Origin of the sequence: uncultured Tateyamaria sp., from assembly GCF_947503465.1 — a bacterium.
Taxonomy (GTDB): Bacteria; Pseudomonadota; Alphaproteobacteria; order Rhodobacterales; family Rhodobacteraceae; genus Tateyamaria.
The window spans coordinates 1,277,409-1,291,368 of sequence record NZ_CANNDN010000001.1; the positions used below are offsets into that span (position 1 = coordinate 1,277,409).

Annotated in this window: 19 protein-coding genes; 18 read left to right on the plus strand and 1 reads right to left on the minus strand. The window is 66.2% G+C overall.

All coding sequences use genetic code 11. The annotated features are described in order from the left end of the window. Position 1 precedes the first annotated feature (1 nt). From Q0844_RS06540 to cobJ, 3 genes are read left to right on the plus strand one after another with little or no spacing between them, the layout of a single operon-like run. A complete protein-coding gene (locus Q0844_RS06540) occupies positions 2-631 on the plus strand; it encodes a precorrin-8X methylmutase (RefSeq protein WP_299043197.1) in 630 nt (209 codons plus the stop codon). Further along, positions 628-1,362 carry a precorrin-2 C(20)-methyltransferase gene (gene cobI, locus Q0844_RS06545; protein ID WP_299043199.1) on the plus strand — a complete coding sequence of 245 codons (735 nt, stop codon included), beginning with the start codon at positions 628-630 and terminating at the stop codon, positions 1,360-1,362. Before Q0844_RS06540 ends, cobI begins: the two co-directional genes overlap by 4 nt. Further along, entirely contained in the window at positions 1,359-2,111 is a 753-nt protein-coding gene (gene cobJ, locus Q0844_RS06550) for a precorrin-3B C(17)-methyltransferase (RefSeq protein ID WP_299043200.1), read from the plus strand. Before cobI ends, cobJ begins: the two co-directional genes overlap by 4 nt. On the opposite strand, the gene Q0844_RS06555 is transcribed toward cobJ, so the two are convergent. Then, on the minus strand, positions 2,084-2,839 hold the full coding sequence (locus Q0844_RS06555; protein ID WP_299043202.1) for a cobalt-precorrin-6A reductase: 756 nt from the start codon (positions 2,837-2,839) through the stop codon (positions 2,084-2,086). The two genes, cobJ and Q0844_RS06555, sit on opposite strands and share 28 nt — an antisense overlap. Between Q0844_RS06555 and cbiE the strand changes: the two genes are divergently transcribed. The 15 genes from cbiE to Q0844_RS06630 all read left to right on the plus strand — a co-directional run bounded on the left by cbiE (position 2,838) and on the right by Q0844_RS06630 (position 13,855). Then, positions 2,838-4,049, plus strand: coding sequence for a precorrin-6y C5,15-methyltransferase (decarboxylating) subunit CbiE (cbiE, locus tag Q0844_RS06560; protein ID WP_299043204.1), 1,212 nt, complete (start codon positions 2,838-2,840; stop codon positions 4,047-4,049). The two genes, Q0844_RS06555 and cbiE, sit on opposite strands and share 2 nt — an antisense overlap. Further along, positions 4,046-4,414, plus strand: a complete 369-nt coding sequence (locus Q0844_RS06565; RefSeq protein ID WP_299043205.1) for a cobalamin biosynthesis protein — start codon at positions 4,046-4,048, stop codon at positions 4,412-4,414. Before cbiE ends, Q0844_RS06565 begins: the two co-directional genes overlap by 4 nt. Then, entirely contained in the window at positions 4,411-5,205 is a 795-nt protein-coding gene (cobM, locus tag Q0844_RS06570; RefSeq protein WP_299043206.1) for a precorrin-4 C(11)-methyltransferase, read from the plus strand. The genes Q0844_RS06565 and cobM overlap by 4 nt, the downstream gene beginning before the upstream one ends. Further along, positions 5,198-6,505 (plus strand): cobyrinate a,c-diamide synthase, encoded by a 1,308-nt coding sequence (locus tag Q0844_RS06575; RefSeq protein ID WP_299043207.1) that lies wholly within the window; start codon positions 5,198-5,200, stop codon positions 6,503-6,505. Before cobM ends, Q0844_RS06575 begins: the two co-directional genes overlap by 8 nt. Beyond that, positions 6,502-7,221, plus strand: coding sequence for a uroporphyrinogen-III C-methyltransferase (gene cobA / locus Q0844_RS06580; protein WP_299043208.1), 720 nt, complete (start codon positions 6,502-6,504; stop codon positions 7,219-7,221). The genes Q0844_RS06575 and cobA overlap by 4 nt, the downstream gene beginning before the upstream one ends. Before the next feature lies 1 nt (position 7,222). After that, complete coding sequence (gene cobF / locus Q0844_RS06585) at positions 7,223-7,966, plus strand: precorrin-6A synthase (deacetylating) (RefSeq protein ID WP_299043209.1); 744 nt, start codon at positions 7,223-7,225, stop codon at positions 7,964-7,966. Positions 7,967-8,064: 98 nt separating this feature from the next. Then, entirely contained in the window at positions 8,065-8,901 is an 837-nt protein-coding gene (locus tag Q0844_RS06590; protein ID WP_299043210.1) for an urease accessory protein UreD, read from the plus strand. 3 nt (positions 8,902-8,904) lie between these two features. Beyond that, positions 8,905-9,207, plus strand: coding sequence for an urease subunit gamma (locus tag Q0844_RS06595; protein WP_011569872.1), 303 nt, complete (start codon positions 8,905-8,907; stop codon positions 9,205-9,207). Between the two features lie 41 nt (positions 9,208-9,248). After that, entirely contained in the window at positions 9,249-9,554 is a 306-nt protein-coding gene (locus tag Q0844_RS06600) for an urease subunit beta (RefSeq protein ID WP_299043216.1), read from the plus strand. Between the two features lie 30 nt (positions 9,555-9,584). Further along, complete coding sequence (locus Q0844_RS06605) at positions 9,585-10,403, plus strand: cyclase family protein (protein WP_299043218.1); 819 nt, start codon at positions 9,585-9,587, stop codon at positions 10,401-10,403. Further along, entirely contained in the window at positions 10,403-10,798 is a 396-nt protein-coding gene (locus Q0844_RS06610; protein WP_299043219.1) for a carboxymuconolactone decarboxylase family protein, read from the plus strand. Before Q0844_RS06605 ends, Q0844_RS06610 begins: the two co-directional genes overlap by 1 nt. Then, positions 10,779-11,132 (plus strand): lysozyme inhibitor LprI family protein, encoded by a 354-nt coding sequence (locus Q0844_RS06615; protein ID WP_299043220.1) that lies wholly within the window; start codon positions 10,779-10,781, stop codon positions 11,130-11,132. The genes Q0844_RS06610 and Q0844_RS06615 overlap by 20 nt, the downstream gene beginning before the upstream one ends. 33 nt (positions 11,133-11,165) lie before the next feature. Then, positions 11,166-11,498 carry an antifreeze protein gene (locus tag Q0844_RS06620; protein WP_299043221.1) on the plus strand — a complete coding sequence of 111 codons (333 nt, stop codon included), beginning with the start codon at positions 11,166-11,168 and terminating at the stop codon, positions 11,496-11,498. Positions 11,499-11,501: 3 nt separating this feature from the next. Then, positions 11,502-13,262 (plus strand): urease subunit alpha, encoded by a 1,761-nt coding sequence (gene ureC, locus Q0844_RS06625; protein WP_299043222.1) that lies wholly within the window; start codon positions 11,502-11,504, stop codon positions 13,260-13,262. Between the two features lie 2 nt (positions 13,263-13,264). Beyond that, entirely contained in the window at positions 13,265-13,855 is a 591-nt protein-coding gene (locus Q0844_RS06630) for a hypothetical protein (RefSeq protein WP_299043224.1), read from the plus strand. Positions 13,856-13,960: the final 105 nt, after the last annotated feature.

A 13,960-nucleotide genomic window follows, 5' to 3' on the forward strand; every position in this document is an offset into this window, starting at 1 on the left:
AATGCCCTACGAATACGAAACCGATGGCGCGGCCATCTACCTGCAATCCTTCGCCACGATCCGGGCCGAAGCGGACCTGAAACACTTCGATGCGGACGAGGAACAGGTCGCCGTACGGATGATCCACGCGGCAGGCATGGTGGGCCTTGAACAGCACTGCCGCTTTTCCCCCGGTTTCGTCCCCGCCGCTCGCACCGCTCTCGAATCCGGCGCGCCCATCCTCTGCGACGCCCGCATGGTCAGCGAGGGCATAACGCGCTCCCGCCTGCCCGCGCATAACGAGGTGATCTGCACCCTCCATAACGACGGCGTCCGCGAACTGGCGGCAGAGATGCAAAACACCCGCTCCGCCGCCGCCCTCGAGCTTTGGCGGCCCCACCTCGCAGGGGCCATCGTCGCCATCGGCAACGCCCCCACCGCGCTCTTTCACCTGCTGAACATGCTCGAAGACCCCGATTGCCCCCGCCCCGCCGCCATCATCGGCTGCCCCGTGGGCTTCGTCGGCGCGGTCGAATCCAAGGACGCGCTCTGGGCCGCGCAACCCGTCCCCTGCTGCATCGTGCAGGGGCGTCTGGGCGGCAGCGCGATCACCGTCGCCGCCGTCAACGCCATCGCGAGCCGCAAGGAATGACCAAAACCGCCGGGACAGTGCACGGCGTCGGCCTCGGCCCCGGCGCGCAGGACCTGCTCAGTGTCCGCGCCGACCGGCTGGTGCGCAACGCGCGCCATGTGGCCTTCTTCCGCAAGGCAGGCCGCCCGGGTCAGGCCCGCACCATCGTCAACGGGATGCTGGCGGACCATGCCGTTGAATTTCCCATGGAATACCCGGTCACGACCGAAATCCCGCTCAGCGATCCGCGCTATAACGAGATTCTGAGCACGTTCTACGCCGAATGCACGGACCACCTGCACGCCCTTGCCAAACAGGGCGAAGACGTCGTGGTGCTCTGCGAAGGCGATCCGTTCTTCTACGGCTCGTTCATGCACCTCTATACCCGCCTCAAACCCCATGTCCCGGTCGAGGTTGTGCCCGCCATCACCGGCATGTCCGGCGCCTGGACGGCCACAGGCGCCCCGATCACCTGGGGCGACGACATCCTGACCGTGCTGATGGGCACGCTGGACGAAGACACGCTAGTGCGCGGCATGGAAGCCGCCGACGCGCTGGTGGTGATGAAGATCGGGCGCAACATCGACAAGGTGCGCCGCGCCCTGCGCCGGGCGGGCAAGTTCGAGGACGCCTACCTGATCGAATATGCCGCCATGCCGAAACAGACCGTGCAAAAGCTGTGCGAGGCGATGGGCAAGATCACGCCCTACTTCTCGATCATCGTGGTGCATGGACAGGGCCGCCGCCCATGACCGGCTGGGTGCGCATCGCGGGCCTTGGCCCCGGCGACGACGCCCTGATCACGCCCGAAGTGTCGGATGTGCTGGCGCAGGCGACGGATATCGTCGGCTACATCCCGTATGTCGAACGCATCGCAGACCGCCCCGGCCTGACGCTGCACGCCTCCGACAACCGGGTCGAGATTGACCGCTCCCGCCATGCGTTGGAGATGGCCTCGGACGGCAAAAAAGTCGTCGTCGTCTCCTCCGGCGATCCCGGAGTTTTCGCCATGGCCGCCGCCGTGTTCGAGGCTGTGGAAAATGGCCCAGACCACTGGCGCAACCTCGACATCACCGTCCTGCCCGGCATCACTGCCATGCTGGCCGCCTCTGCCCGCTGCGGCGCACCGCTGGGCCATGACTTCTGCGCCATCAATCTGTCGGACAACCTCAAACCCTGGGCCCTGATCGAAAAGCGCCTGCGCCTCGCGGCTGAGGCCGACTTTGCCATGGCCTTCTACAACCCGCGCAGTAAATCCCGGCCAGAAGGATTTGTGCGCACGCTTGAGGTATTGAAAGACGCCTGCGGCGATGACCGTCCCGTCATCTTCGCCCGCAACGTCACGCGCCCCGACGAAGAAATCCGCATCGTCCCCCTGCCCGACACAACCCCCGACATGGCCGATATGCGCACCATGGTCATCGTCGGCTCGTCCCGCACACGGATCATAACACGCTGCGGGTCCCCGCTGGTTTACACACCAAGGTCCACGCCGGAATGACGCAGCCAGTCCATCACTTGGGCGACGCTGTGCGCCTCATGCCGCTGCGGCACCGACGGTCTGTCGATCATCACAACCGGCAGGCCAAGGGCACGCGCGGCGGCGATCTTGGCATAGGCCCCGCTGCCGCCCGCGTTCTTGGACACAACCAGATCAATCCGGTGTTCCTGCATCAGCGCCCGGTCGTCGCTTTCCGTAAACGGACCACGCGACACCAGCACGTGATGATTGGGAAAGGGCGGCACGTCCTTGGGCGGATCGACCAGGCGCAACAGATAGAAATGCTGCGGGTTCGGTGCGAATTCCGCCAGATGCATGCGCCCAACGGCCAGCATGACACGCTTGGCGGGTTGGTTGAGTGCCGCAACGGCTCCCGCAATATCCGGCACATGGGTCCAGTTGTCTCCGCTTTGCGCAGCCCACGGCGCGCGGGTCAGCGCGATCAGCGGCACATGGGCCGCAGCGCAGGCGGCGACGGCGTTTGTGCTCATCTGCGCGGCAAAGGGATGTGTGGCGTCAATCACATGGGTGATCCGCTCTGCCCGCAGGTAGTCGACCAGCCCCGCAACCCCGCCAAACCCGCCAATGCGCTGCGGCAAGGGCTGGCGTTTTGGCCGATCCACGCGGCCTGCAAAACTGACGATGCCCTGCACACCCGCCTCTGCCGCTGCATTGGCAAACGCCGTGGCTTCCGTTGTCCCGGCAAGGATCAAGAGGTTCGCGCGCATGTCTGACCCTTGGCTGACAATCATCGGGATGGGCGAGGACGGGGTTGCAGGCCTCAGCGCCGCAAGTCAAGCCGCTCTGGGCCGGGCCGAGGTTATCATGGCCCCCCAGCGCCACCTCGATCTTGTGGTTAACGCGCCATTAACCACAAGTGTCCCCGCGGGGACAGATCTCATCCCCTGGCCGGTTCCCTACGCGGATGGCATCGCAATCCTCGCGTCCCTGCGGGGACAAAAGGTCGTGGTCCTCGCATCAGGCGATCCGTTCTGGTTCGGGGCCGGGTCCGTCATCGCACGCAGCTTCGGCGCGCACGAATGGACCTCCCTCCCCGGCGTGTCCTGCTTCTCCCTCGCCGCGGCGCGCCTTGGCTGGCCACTGGAAACCACAGCCTGCCTCGGCCTGCACGCCGCGCCCATGGAACGGCTGCGCCGCCACCTTGCCCCCGGTGCGCGCCTGATCGTCACCTTGCGCGACGGCGACGCGGTGTACGCGCTTGCCAGCTACCTCGGCGCCAGCGGTTTCGCGGACAGCACCCTGCATGTGATGGAGCATTTGGGCGGCCCACAGGACCGCCTTACGTCCGCGCGCGCCGCTGACATCGCAGGCCCCTTCGATCACCCGGTCTGCGCCGCCATTGAAGTCGCGGGCAACGGCGCGGTCCTGACCGCCGCGACCGGCCAGACCGACGACACGTTCCTGAACGACGGCCAAATCACCAAGCGGCCCATCCGCGCCATCACCCTGTCCACCCTTGCACCGAAACCGGGCGAGCATCTGTGGGACATCGGCGGAGGCTCAGGGTCCATCGCATTGGAGTGGCTGCTGGCCCATCCGACGACCACCGCGACCACGGTCGAGCCGCGCCAAGACCGTGCCGCGCGCATTGCCGAGAATGCCGCAAGCCTTGGGGTCGAGCACAGGCTGACCATCGTCCAGGGCGCTGCCCCCGACGTGCTGGACGGGTTGAAAGCGCCTGCCGCGATCTTCGTGGGCGGCGGGTTGTCCGCGCAGGTGCTTGACGCTGTCACCGCCGTACCGGCCCGTATTGTCGTCAACGCCGTCACGCTCGAGGGCGAGGCCCTCCTGGCCGCCGCACAGGCCGCGCATGGCGGGGCATTGACCCGCATCGCCATCAGCCACGCCGCACCTTTGGGCCCGAAACGCGGATGGAACGCATCCTACCCCGTCGTGCAATGGAGCCTGGACCGATGATTGTTGCAGGGTTCGGCTTTACCTCGCGCGCGACGGTCGACAGCTTGTCACAGGCGCTTGCGGCCACCGGCTATGACGGTCCGATCGGCAAGATCGCGACAGCCCATGACAAGGTCGCGCATCCCGCGATCCTTGACCTTGCACGAACACATGGTTGGCGCATCGAAGCCGTCCCGCCAAGCGCTCTGGAGGCCGCGATGACCGAAACGCAGTCCCTCACCAGCCGTCTGACGCGGCGCACAGGGTCAGTGGCCGAAGCGTCCGCCCTTGCCGGCGCCGGCAAGGACCCGACCCTGATTGTCACGCGCCAGATTTCACACGACCGCATGGCCACCTGCGCCATTGCCGAAGGACCAGACACATGACCGTTCACTTCATTGGCGCAGGCCCCGGCGCGCCCGATCTTTTGACCCTGCGGGGACGCGACCTGATCGCCGCCTGCCCCGTCTGCCTCTATGCCGGGTCGCTCGTCCCCGAGGCGATCCTGGGTCACTGCCCGGACGATGCAAGGATCGTGAACACCGCGTCCATGGACCTGGACCAGATCATGGCCGAGATCGAGGCAGCCCATGCAGACGGCCACGACATCGCGCGCCTGCATTCGGGAGACGTGTCCGTATGGTCCGCGATGGGCGAACAACTCCGGCGGATCAAGGCGGCGGGCATTCCCTTTACCGTGACACCCGGCGTGCCGTCCTTTTCCGCAGCCGCCGCCGCCTTGGGCGCGGAACTGACCCTGCCCGGCGTGGCGCAATCCGTGGTGCTGACCCGGACGCCGGGGCGGGCCTCAAGTATGCCGGAGGGCGAGACGCTGACCAACTTCGCCGCCACGGGCGCGACACTGGCGATCCACCTGAGCATCGGGAACCTGGATCAGGTGATTGCAGACTTGACGCCTGCGTATGGTGCGGACTGTCCCGTGGCGGTTGTCTACCGCGCCAGCTGGCCGGACGAGCAGATCATCCATGCGACCCTGTCCACCCTCAAGGACGCGATGCATGACGGGATCAGCCGCACGGCGCTGATCCTTGTGGGCCACGCCATCGGGGCAGAGAGGTTCGACGAAAGCTGTCTTTATTCAACCGATTATGACCGGCGGTACCGCCCGCAAAGCGCGGACAGCCCCTGGGCAAGCTGGAGCCATCGCGATGATTAAGGGCCTGATGATTTCCGCACCGGCCTCGGGCACGGGCAAGACCACGGTGATGCTGGGCCTGTTGCGGGCGCTGCGCGACGACGGGCTGGTGGTGCAACCCTACAAGTCCGGGCCGGACTATATCGACCCGGCCTTTCACCTTGCCGCCGCCGGGCGCGCGTCTTTCAACTTTGACACCTGGGCCATGGACGGCGCGCTGCTGGGCGGTGTCGCGGCCCAGATGGATGGGGCCGATATCTGCGTGGCCGAAGGGTCCATGGGCCTGTTCGACGGCGTGGCGACACGGGGGCAATCGGGATTTGGTTCAAGCGCGGAGACGGCCTTGGCCATGGGCTGGCCCGTGATCCTTGTCATCGACGTCGGCGGCCAGGCGCAATCGGCGGCAGCCACGGCGCTGGGGTTCAAGACCTACAATCCCAATCTGCCCTTTGCGGGCGTGATCCTGAACCGGGTCGCCAGCCCGCGACACGAGCGGTTGACGCGGGCCGGCATGGAGCGTGCAGGCGTCACGGTGCTGGGCAGCCTGCCCCGGCGCGGCGACCTGAAGCTGCCCGAACGGCATCTGGGCCTGATCCAGGCCGTCGAACATCCCGACCTTGAAACCGCGATTGCGGGCTATGCCGATTTCCTGCGCGCCAATGTCGATCTGGACGCGATCAAGGCGGCGGCGTCTGCGGGGCCCGTGCCCGATGCGCATCCGCTGCCAAAGCCCCCCGCCCAAAAGATCGCGCTGGCGCGGGATGCGGCGTTTTCCTTTACTTACCCGCATCTTCTGGAAGGGTGGCGGGCCGCAGGGGCCGAAATCCTGCCGTTTTCGCCATTGGCCGATGAGGCCCCGGCGACAGATGCCGACCTGGTGTGGTTGCCGGGCGGATACCCGGAACTGCATGGCGGAACGCTTGCGGCGGCATCGACCTTTATGGGCGGATTGCGCAAACACGCAAAGACGCGGCCCGTGCACGGCGAATGCGGCGGCTACATGGTGCTGGGCGCGGGCCTGACTGACAAGGACGGGACGCGGCACGCAATGGCGGGTCTGTTCGGGTTGGAAACCAGTTTCGAGAAGCGGAAGTTTCACCTGGGCTATCGCCGCGCGGTGCTGGATGCGCCGATGCCCGGATTTGCGACCGGCGCGGCGCTGCGCGGACACGAATTTCACTACACCACCATTCTGGACGAACCCGACGCGCCGCTGGCGCAGGTGGCGAATGCCGATGGCAACCCGGTGCCCGAAACCGGGTCGCGCAAGGGCCATGTCACCGGCACCTTCTTTCACCTGATCACGGGCGAGGCCCCATGACCGGTTTTGTGAGTTTCGTGGGTTCCGGCCCGGGTGATCCCGAGTTGCTGACGCTGAAGGCCGTGGACCGGCTGAAACGGGCCGATGCCGTCCTGTTCGATGACCTGAGTTCCGGGCCGATCCTGACCCATGCGCGCAGCGGCGCCGACCTTGTCGGTGTGGGCAAGCGTGCGGGCCGCCCGTCGCCCAAGCAGCATCATGTCAGCCAGTTGCTGGTGGAGTATGCGCAGGACAACAACCGTGTCGTGCGCCTGAAATCCGGGGATGGCGGCACCTTTGGCCGGTTGGAGGAGGAAACGGAGGCGTTGAAGGCCGCCGGTATTCCGTTCGAGATCGTGCCCGGCGTGCCGTCGGCCTGTGCGGCGGCGGCGGCGGCGGGCATTCCCCTGACCCGGCGTCTGACCGCGCGGCGCGTGCAGTTCATCACCGGCCATGATGTGCGCGGGGCCTTGCCCGAGGATCTGAACATGGCGGCCCTGGCCGATCCGCAGGCCACCACGGTGGTGTTCATGGGCCAGCGGACCTTTCCCGCGCTGGCGCAGATGCTGATGGCGGGCGGATTGCCTGCCGACACGCCCGCCCTGCTGGCCGAAGGGGTGTCGACCGAGGCGCAGGCCCTGCACCGGATGAGCGTTGCGGATCTGGCGGCCCGTTTGGCGGACGCTGTGAGCGATGCGCCCGCCCTGATCCTGTACGGCGCCCTGGCCGAGGCGTGACGTGGTGCAGCTGTTCCTCATAGGCATCGGCACCGGCAACCCCGAGCATCTGACCGGCGAGGCCCGCCGCGTGATGGCGGAGGCCGATCTGTTCCTTGTGCCGCACAAGGGGGCGGGCAAGTCCGATCTGGCCGACCTGCGCACGCAGATCATTGCAGAGGTGCGCGGCGATGCGCCCGTCGCGCTGTTCGACATGCCCGTACGGGATGAGAGCCTGCCCTATATCGCGCGGGTCGACGCCTGGCATGACGAGATTGCGCGCCGCTGGATCGATGCCATCGCGCAGCATCCCGCAGCGCGAACGGTGGCGTTGCTGGTGTGGGGCGATCCGTCGCTCTATGACAGCACCTTGCGCATCGCGGCGCGGCTGGACCCGCAGCCAAGGGTGCGTGTCGTGGCTGGCATCACGTCCGTGCAGGCCCTGACGGCGGCCCATGCCATTCCGCTGAATACGCTGAACGCGCCTGTCACCCTCTCGACCGGGCGGCGGCTGCGCGATCAGGGCTGGCCCGAGGGATGCGAGACGCTGGTGGTGATGCTGGATGGCGATTGCACCTTTCGGTCCCTGGACGGCGATGCGTTCGACATCTGGTGGGGCGCCTATCTGGGCATGCCCGAGCAGATCCTGGACCATGGGCGGCTGTCGGAGGTGGCGGACCGCATCGTTCAGACCCGTGCGCGCGCCCGTGCGGCCCATGGCTGGATCATGGACACCTATTTGCTGCGCCGTTTGCCTGAAAATTAGGCAGCTGGCGGACGAATTCCGGGGCAAGGTCCGAAGGGGCTGGTCGGACGTGCGGGAGAGTGGTCTTATCACCACAGCCCAAGCTGCCCAGGCCCTCAATGAATGCCCAAAGCCCACTGAAGACACCGACAGCCGCACGGACCCAACCGCGCGCGATCGGGTCCGTGCGGGTGTCGACCAAGACGGTCGGCGGACACACCGCCATTGATGGTCTGTATCAGCAGGGCGCGGCGAAGGCCGTGTTTCCCCGTGCGGCCCGTGGTCTGACAGCGGTATTGCTGAACACCTCCGGTGGGGTGACGGGCGGCGACCGGTTCGACTACGGTGCGACGGCGGGGCCGGGCACCCACCTGACCCTGACCACGCAAGCCTGCGAACGGGCCTACCGCGCGCAGCCGGGCGAGGTCGGGCGGGTCGACACCCGCCTTGCGGTTCAGGACCACGCGACCCTGTGGTGGCTGCCGCAGGAAACCCTGATCTTTGATGGCTGCGCGATGACACGCCATCTGTCCTGCGACCTGGCCCCGACCGCCCGCGCGCTGATTGTCGAGCCGATGTGCCTGGGCCGCATCGCCATGGGCGAGGATCATGTGCAGGGGCACTTTGCGGACCGGATCAGCATCACGCGGGCGGGTGCGCCCCTGGTCATGGATGCCTGGACCCTGAGCGGCGGCATGACCGCCCGGATGGCTGGCGCGGCCGTTGGCGGCGGGGCCACCGCCATGGTCAGCCTGACCTATGTCGCGCCGGATGCCGCGGCCCATCTGAAGACGATCCGCGCCCTTCTGCCCGACACCGGCGGCGCCAGCCTTCTGACCGAAAACACCCTTGTTCTGCGCAGCCTCGCCCCGTCGGGCTACCATCTGCGCACGGCGCTGTTGCCCATTCTGGACCACCTGACCGGTGGTCACCTGCCCCTCTGCTGGAGACTGTGACCCATGCAACTTACCCCCCGTGAAAAGGACAAGCTGCTGATTTCCATGGCCGCCGAAGTGGCGCGCAAGCGGCTGGCGCGCGGCGTCAAGCTGAACCATCCCGAAGCCATCGCGCTGATCACCGATGCGGTGGTCGAAGGCGCGCGGGACGGCCGCAGCGTGGCCGACATGATGGAGGCGGGCGCACAGGTCATCACCCGCGACCAGTGCATGGAGGGCGTGCCCGAGATGATCCATGACGTGCAGGTCGAGGCGACCTTTCCCGATGGCACCAAGCTGGTGACGGTGCACAATCCGATCCGGTGAGCCATGCATATTTTTGGAACAATGAAGAGGAGTGTCGCGCAATGATCCCTGGTGAAGTGATCCCCGCGGCGGGCGATATCGAACTCAACACGGGCGCGCGCGCCATCACGCTGCATGTGGCCAATACCGGCGACAGGCCCGTGCAGGTGGGCAGCCATTATCATTTCGGCGAGGCCAACGGCGCGCTGGACTTTGACCGGGACGCCGCGCGCGGCATGCGACTGGACATCGCCGCAGGCACCGCCGTGCGGTTCGAGCCCGGCCAGTCGCGGGATGTTCAGTTGATCCCCATCGGCGGCGCGCGCAAGGTGTACGGGTTCAACAGCCAGGTGATGGGCGACCTTTGAGCAGGGCAACCCCAATGGAAGGATAGACCGATGTGTGATGTTTGCGTGATGAATACGGTGAAGGAGCGGATGCTGTCGCGGCGCGCGTTCTTCAAGACAGGCGCAGCGGCGGGTGCGGCCGCAACCCTGGGCGTGACGGCGGCCCCCCCTGCGATGGCGGCGGGCCACGGTGGCGTTGTCGACATGACCCATGTCTATGACGAGGCGTTCCCCACATATTTCGGGGCCCCCGGCATCAGCACCGAACAGCCGTTCAACTTTGCCGAACACGGGTTCAACCTGTTCAACCTGTCGGTGAATGAACACACCGGCACGCATATCGACGCGCCGCTGCACTTTTCCGCCGACGGGGCGTCGGTGGACGAGATCCCGGTCAGCAGCCTTGTTGTGCCCCTGTGCGTCGTGGACATCGCCGCGCGCGCGGAAGGGGACGCCGACGCCCAGGTGACGCCGGACGACCTGACGGCATGGATGGCCGATCACGGCGACATCCCCGACGGGGCCTGTGTTGCCATGCATTCGGGCTGGGCGGGCAAGACCGGCGGCGACGGCTATCGCAATGTCGGCTCTGACGGCAAGATGCATTTCCCGGGCTTCCATATCGAAGCCACGCGCATGCTGCTGGAGGAAACCGGCGCAGGTGCCATGGCCGTCGACACGTTGTCTCTGGATCATGGCCCGTCCGAGACCTTTGACACCCATTATGCCTGGTTGCCTGCGGGCCGCTACGGGATCGAGAACCTGGCCGGTCTGGGTCAGGTGCCCGCCGCCGGCGCCACGCTGGTTGTGGGCGCGCCCACCCATCGCGGCGGCACGGGTGGTCCCGCCCGCATCTTTGCGATGGTGTGATGGCGACCCTGCCGCTCATATCGGATCAGGAGGCCAGCGCCGAGGTGCTGGCCGTCTTCGACGACATCCGCGCCGTGCGGGGGACGGATGACATCAACAACTTCTGGCGGGCTTTGGCGCATGATCCGGCACTGCTGGCGGCGACATGGGGGCGGTTGAAGGATGTGATGGGTCCGGGCCATCTGGATCCGCTGGTCAAGGAGATGCTCTATATCGCCGTGTCCGTGGCGAACGGATGCGAATATTGCATCCATTCCCACACCGCGGCGGCACGGGCCAAGGGGATGAGCGCGGCGCAATACGGTGAAGTGCTGAGCGTCATCGGCATGGCGATGCAGACAAACGGCCTGGTGACCGCGATGCAGGTGGAGGTGGATGATGCGTTTTTGGTATAGTGCCGCGCTGGTTCTTCTCGGAGGCGCGGCTCAGGCCGCCTGCCCGGGACAGTCCCAGCTGGAAATGAACGAATGTGCCGCGGCCCGATACGCGCAGGCGGATGCACAGCTGAATGCGGTGTGGCCGGGGATCAAGGGCTATATGGACGGTCTGGGTGCCGGCGCGGCCCTGCTGGATGCACAGCGCAAGTGGCTGGCCTATCGCGACGCGACCTGCACGTCCGAGATCGCGCCCTTTGGCGGCGGCAGCATTCAGCCCTTGGTCTGGTACACGTGTCTTGAGCGTATGACACGGGTGCGGATGGCCGAATTGCAGGCCTTGACCACCCCCTAGTTCCTTCTGACCTCTCATACTTGGAGTCTTGTAATGCCAAACCGCCGCAAACCATCTGCCCTGGACCCGTTCGGCATGGGCGCGAATGCCTGGAACCTGGCCTATCTGATGGCGGAAGCACAGGCCGTTATCGGGATGCGTCTGCTTGGAATGGCCGGCGTGTTTCCCGTCGGCCCCACCGAAAACAAGCGCATGGTGTCCGAGAAAGTGTCGGCCCTGACGGAAAGCCAGATCGCCATGTGGCGCGAGACCTTGACCCTGCAGCCCGTGAACACCGTGCTGGCGGCGGGCATTGCCCCTTTGCGTCGCAAGACCCGCGCCAATGCGCGCCGGTTGACCAAGCGCGCATTGACAACACGGATCTGACCCATGCCCACATCCATCTCCCGCCGCGACTATGCCGCCATGTTCGGCCCCACTGTGGGCGACAAGGTGCGCCTTGCCGACACCGACCTGATCATCGAGGTCGAGCGTGACCTGACCGCCGAAGGTGCGGGCCAGGCTTCGACCGGGGGCAGTGGCGACACCGCCCTGCTTTATGGTGAAGAGGTCAAGTTCGGTGGCGGCAAGGTCATCCGCGACGGGATGGGGCAATCGCAGGTCACGCGGGCCGACGGGGCCGTCGACACCGTCATCACCAACGCGCTGATCGTGGACTGGACGGGCATCTACAAGGCCGATGTGGGCCTGAAGGACGGGCGCATCGCCGCCGTGGGCAAGGCGGGCAACCCCGACACGCAACCGGGCGTGAACATCATCATCGGGCCGGGGACCGAGGCGATTGCGGGTGAGGGCAAGATCCTGACCGCGGGGGGCTTTGACAGCCACATCCACTTCATCTGCCCACAGCAGATCGAGGATGCGCTGCATTCCGGCCTCACCACGATGCTGGGCGGCGGCACGGGGCCTGCGCACGGGACGCTGGCCACGACCGTAACGCCGGGGCCGTGGCATTTGGGCCGGATGCTGCAGGCCGCCGATGCCTTCCCGATGAACCTCGCCTTTGCGGGCAAGGGCAACGCGTCGCTGCCTGCGGCGCTCGAAGAACAGGTCAGGGCGGGCGCCTGCGCCATGAAACTGCACGAGGATTGGGGGACGACGCCCGCCGCCATCGACTGCTGCCTGTCCGTCGCCGACGACATGGATGTGCAGGTGATGATCCACACCGACACGCTGAACGAGAGCGGGTTTGTCGAGAACACCGTGGCCGCCATGAAAGGCCGCACCATCCACGCCTTCCACACCGAAGGAGCAGGCGGCGGGCACGCGCCGGACATCATCAAGATCTGCGGGGAAGAGCATGTGCTCCCCTCCTCGACCAACCCCACGCGCCCCTTCACCGTGAATACGCTCGAAGAGCATCTGGACATGCTCATGGTGTGTCACCACCTCGACAAGTCGATCCCCGAGGACGTCGCCTTTGCCGAAAGCCGCATCCGGCGCGAGACCATCGCGGCCGAGGATATCCTGCACGACATGGGCGCGTTTTCCATCATCGCGTCGGACAGCCAGGCCATGGGCCGCGTGGGCGAGGTGCTGATCCGCACCTGGCAGACGGCGGACAAGATGAAGAAACAGCGCGGGCCGCTGCCCGAGGAAACAGGCGACAACGACAACATGCGCGTGCGCCGCTACATCGCGAAATACACGATCAATCCGGCGATTGCGCACGGGATCAGCCACGAAATCGGGTCCATCGAAGTGGGCAAGCGCGCCGATCTGTGCCTGTGGAACACCGCCTTTTTCGGAGTAAAGCCGGAAATGGTGCTGCTGGGCGGCACCATTGCCTGCGCCCAGATGGGGGACCCGAACGCGTCGATCCCGACGCCGCAACCGGTCTATACACGGCCCATGTTCGGGGCCTATGGGCGGTCCGTCGAACGCTCTGCCGTGACCTTCGTGTCTGCGGCGGCACAGGCTGAGGGGATCGGAGCATCGCTGGGTCTGCACAAGGACACGGTGGCGGTGCAGAACACGCGGCAGATCGGCAAGAAGGACCTCAAGCTGAACGACGCCACACCGCATGTGGAGGTGCACCCAGAGACATATGAGGTGCGCGCGGATGGCGAGTTGCTGACCTGCCAGCCCGCAGAGGTGCTGCCGATGGCGCAGCGGTATTTCCTGTTTTGAGGATGCGAAACATCCCCCTTTCTGCCGTCGCTTTGTGCGCCACCACCGCCGCAGCCCTTGCCTGCCCCACTGCCAGCGATCTTGCCACTGGCGTGCGCGTCTCAAATGCAGCGGGCGAAAGCGAAACCTTCACCCGCCTTGCTGACGGCAACACGGCCTCCCGCTTCCGCGATCCGGACGGGTTCGAGAGCGAGGCGGTGCTGATCAACGGTCTTTTCATGGTCACCGCCTACGATATTCAGAACGGACGCCCCGACCTCGATACGCTCATCCAGTACGTCTATGACCCCACTGCGGTGCCACTGCCCGAACCCAAGGCAAATTTCACCTGGTCGGACACGGTGGTCTACGTCGAAAACAACCGTGGGCAGCGCGAACAGCACACCTACGACTTCGGCGCCCGGACAACCATCCGCTACGGTTCTTGCCAATATGCCATGATTCCCGTGACCGGGCGGTTCGGCACCGCGCCAAGCGACCAAGAGACATATCACTACCTGTCCGATCTCGGCCTGTCATACCTGGTCGAATCCGGCACCGGCGCCGACAAGCTAAGCTATGCCTACACGCGGATCGAAGCCATCACGGACTGAGCGTTCACATGCAGACCACACCACACACTCACCCCCGCACCGCCATGCACCACCCGAAACCCGGCTATGCGCGGCGGCCCCTAGCAGGCCCCGCACCGCACGCCC

Coding starts and splice junctions, on each gene's coding strand:
- Q0844_RS06590 (WP_299043210.1), top strand. CDS start 8,065: ATGAATGCCCAAAGCCCACTGAAGACACCGACAGCCGCACGGACCCAA.
- cbiE (WP_299043204.1), top strand. CDS start 2,838: ATGTCTGACCCTTGGCTGACAATCATCGGGATGGGCGAGGACGGGGTT.
- Q0844_RS06630 (WP_299043224.1), top strand. CDS start 13,265: ATGCGAAACATCCCCCTTTCTGCCGTCGCTTTGTGCGCCACCACCGCC.
- Q0844_RS06610 (WP_299043219.1), top strand. CDS start 10,403: ATGGCGACCCTGCCGCTCATATCGGATCAGGAGGCCAGCGCCGAGGTG.
- Q0844_RS06565 (WP_299043205.1), top strand. CDS start 4,046: ATGATTGTTGCAGGGTTCGGCTTTACCTCGCGCGCGACGGTCGACAGC.
- Q0844_RS06540 (WP_299043197.1), top strand. CDS start 2: ATGCCCTACGAATACGAAACCGATGGCGCGGCCATCTACCTGCAATCC.
- cobM (WP_299043206.1), top strand. CDS start 4,411: ATGACCGTTCACTTCATTGGCGCAGGCCCCGGCGCGCCCGATCTTTTG.
- Q0844_RS06555 (WP_299043202.1), bottom strand. CDS start 2,839: ATGCGCGCGAACCTCTTGATCCTTGCCGGGACAACGGAAGCCACGGCG.
- ureC (WP_299043222.1), top strand. CDS start 11,502: ATGCCCACATCCATCTCCCGCCGCGACTATGCCGCCATGTTCGGCCCC.
- cobI (WP_299043199.1), top strand. CDS start 628: ATGACCAAAACCGCCGGGACAGTGCACGGCGTCGGCCTCGGCCCCGGC.
- Q0844_RS06620 (WP_299043221.1), top strand. CDS start 11,166: ATGCCAAACCGCCGCAAACCATCTGCCCTGGACCCGTTCGGCATGGGC.
- Q0844_RS06595 (WP_011569872.1), top strand. CDS start 8,905: ATGCAACTTACCCCCCGTGAAAAGGACAAGCTGCTGATTTCCATGGCC.
- cobJ (WP_299043200.1), top strand. CDS start 1,359: ATGACCGGCTGGGTGCGCATCGCGGGCCTTGGCCCCGGCGACGACGCC.
- Q0844_RS06615 (WP_299043220.1), top strand. CDS start 10,779: ATGATGCGTTTTTGGTATAGTGCCGCGCTGGTTCTTCTCGGAGGCGCG.
- Q0844_RS06600 (WP_299043216.1), top strand. CDS start 9,249: ATGATCCCTGGTGAAGTGATCCCCGCGGCGGGCGATATCGAACTCAAC.
- cobA (WP_299043208.1), top strand. CDS start 6,502: ATGACCGGTTTTGTGAGTTTCGTGGGTTCCGGCCCGGGTGATCCCGAG.
- Q0844_RS06605 (WP_299043218.1), top strand. CDS start 9,585: ATGTGTGATGTTTGCGTGATGAATACGGTGAAGGAGCGGATGCTGTCG.
- Q0844_RS06575 (WP_299043207.1), top strand. CDS start 5,198: ATGATTAAGGGCCTGATGATTTCCGCACCGGCCTCGGGCACGGGCAAG.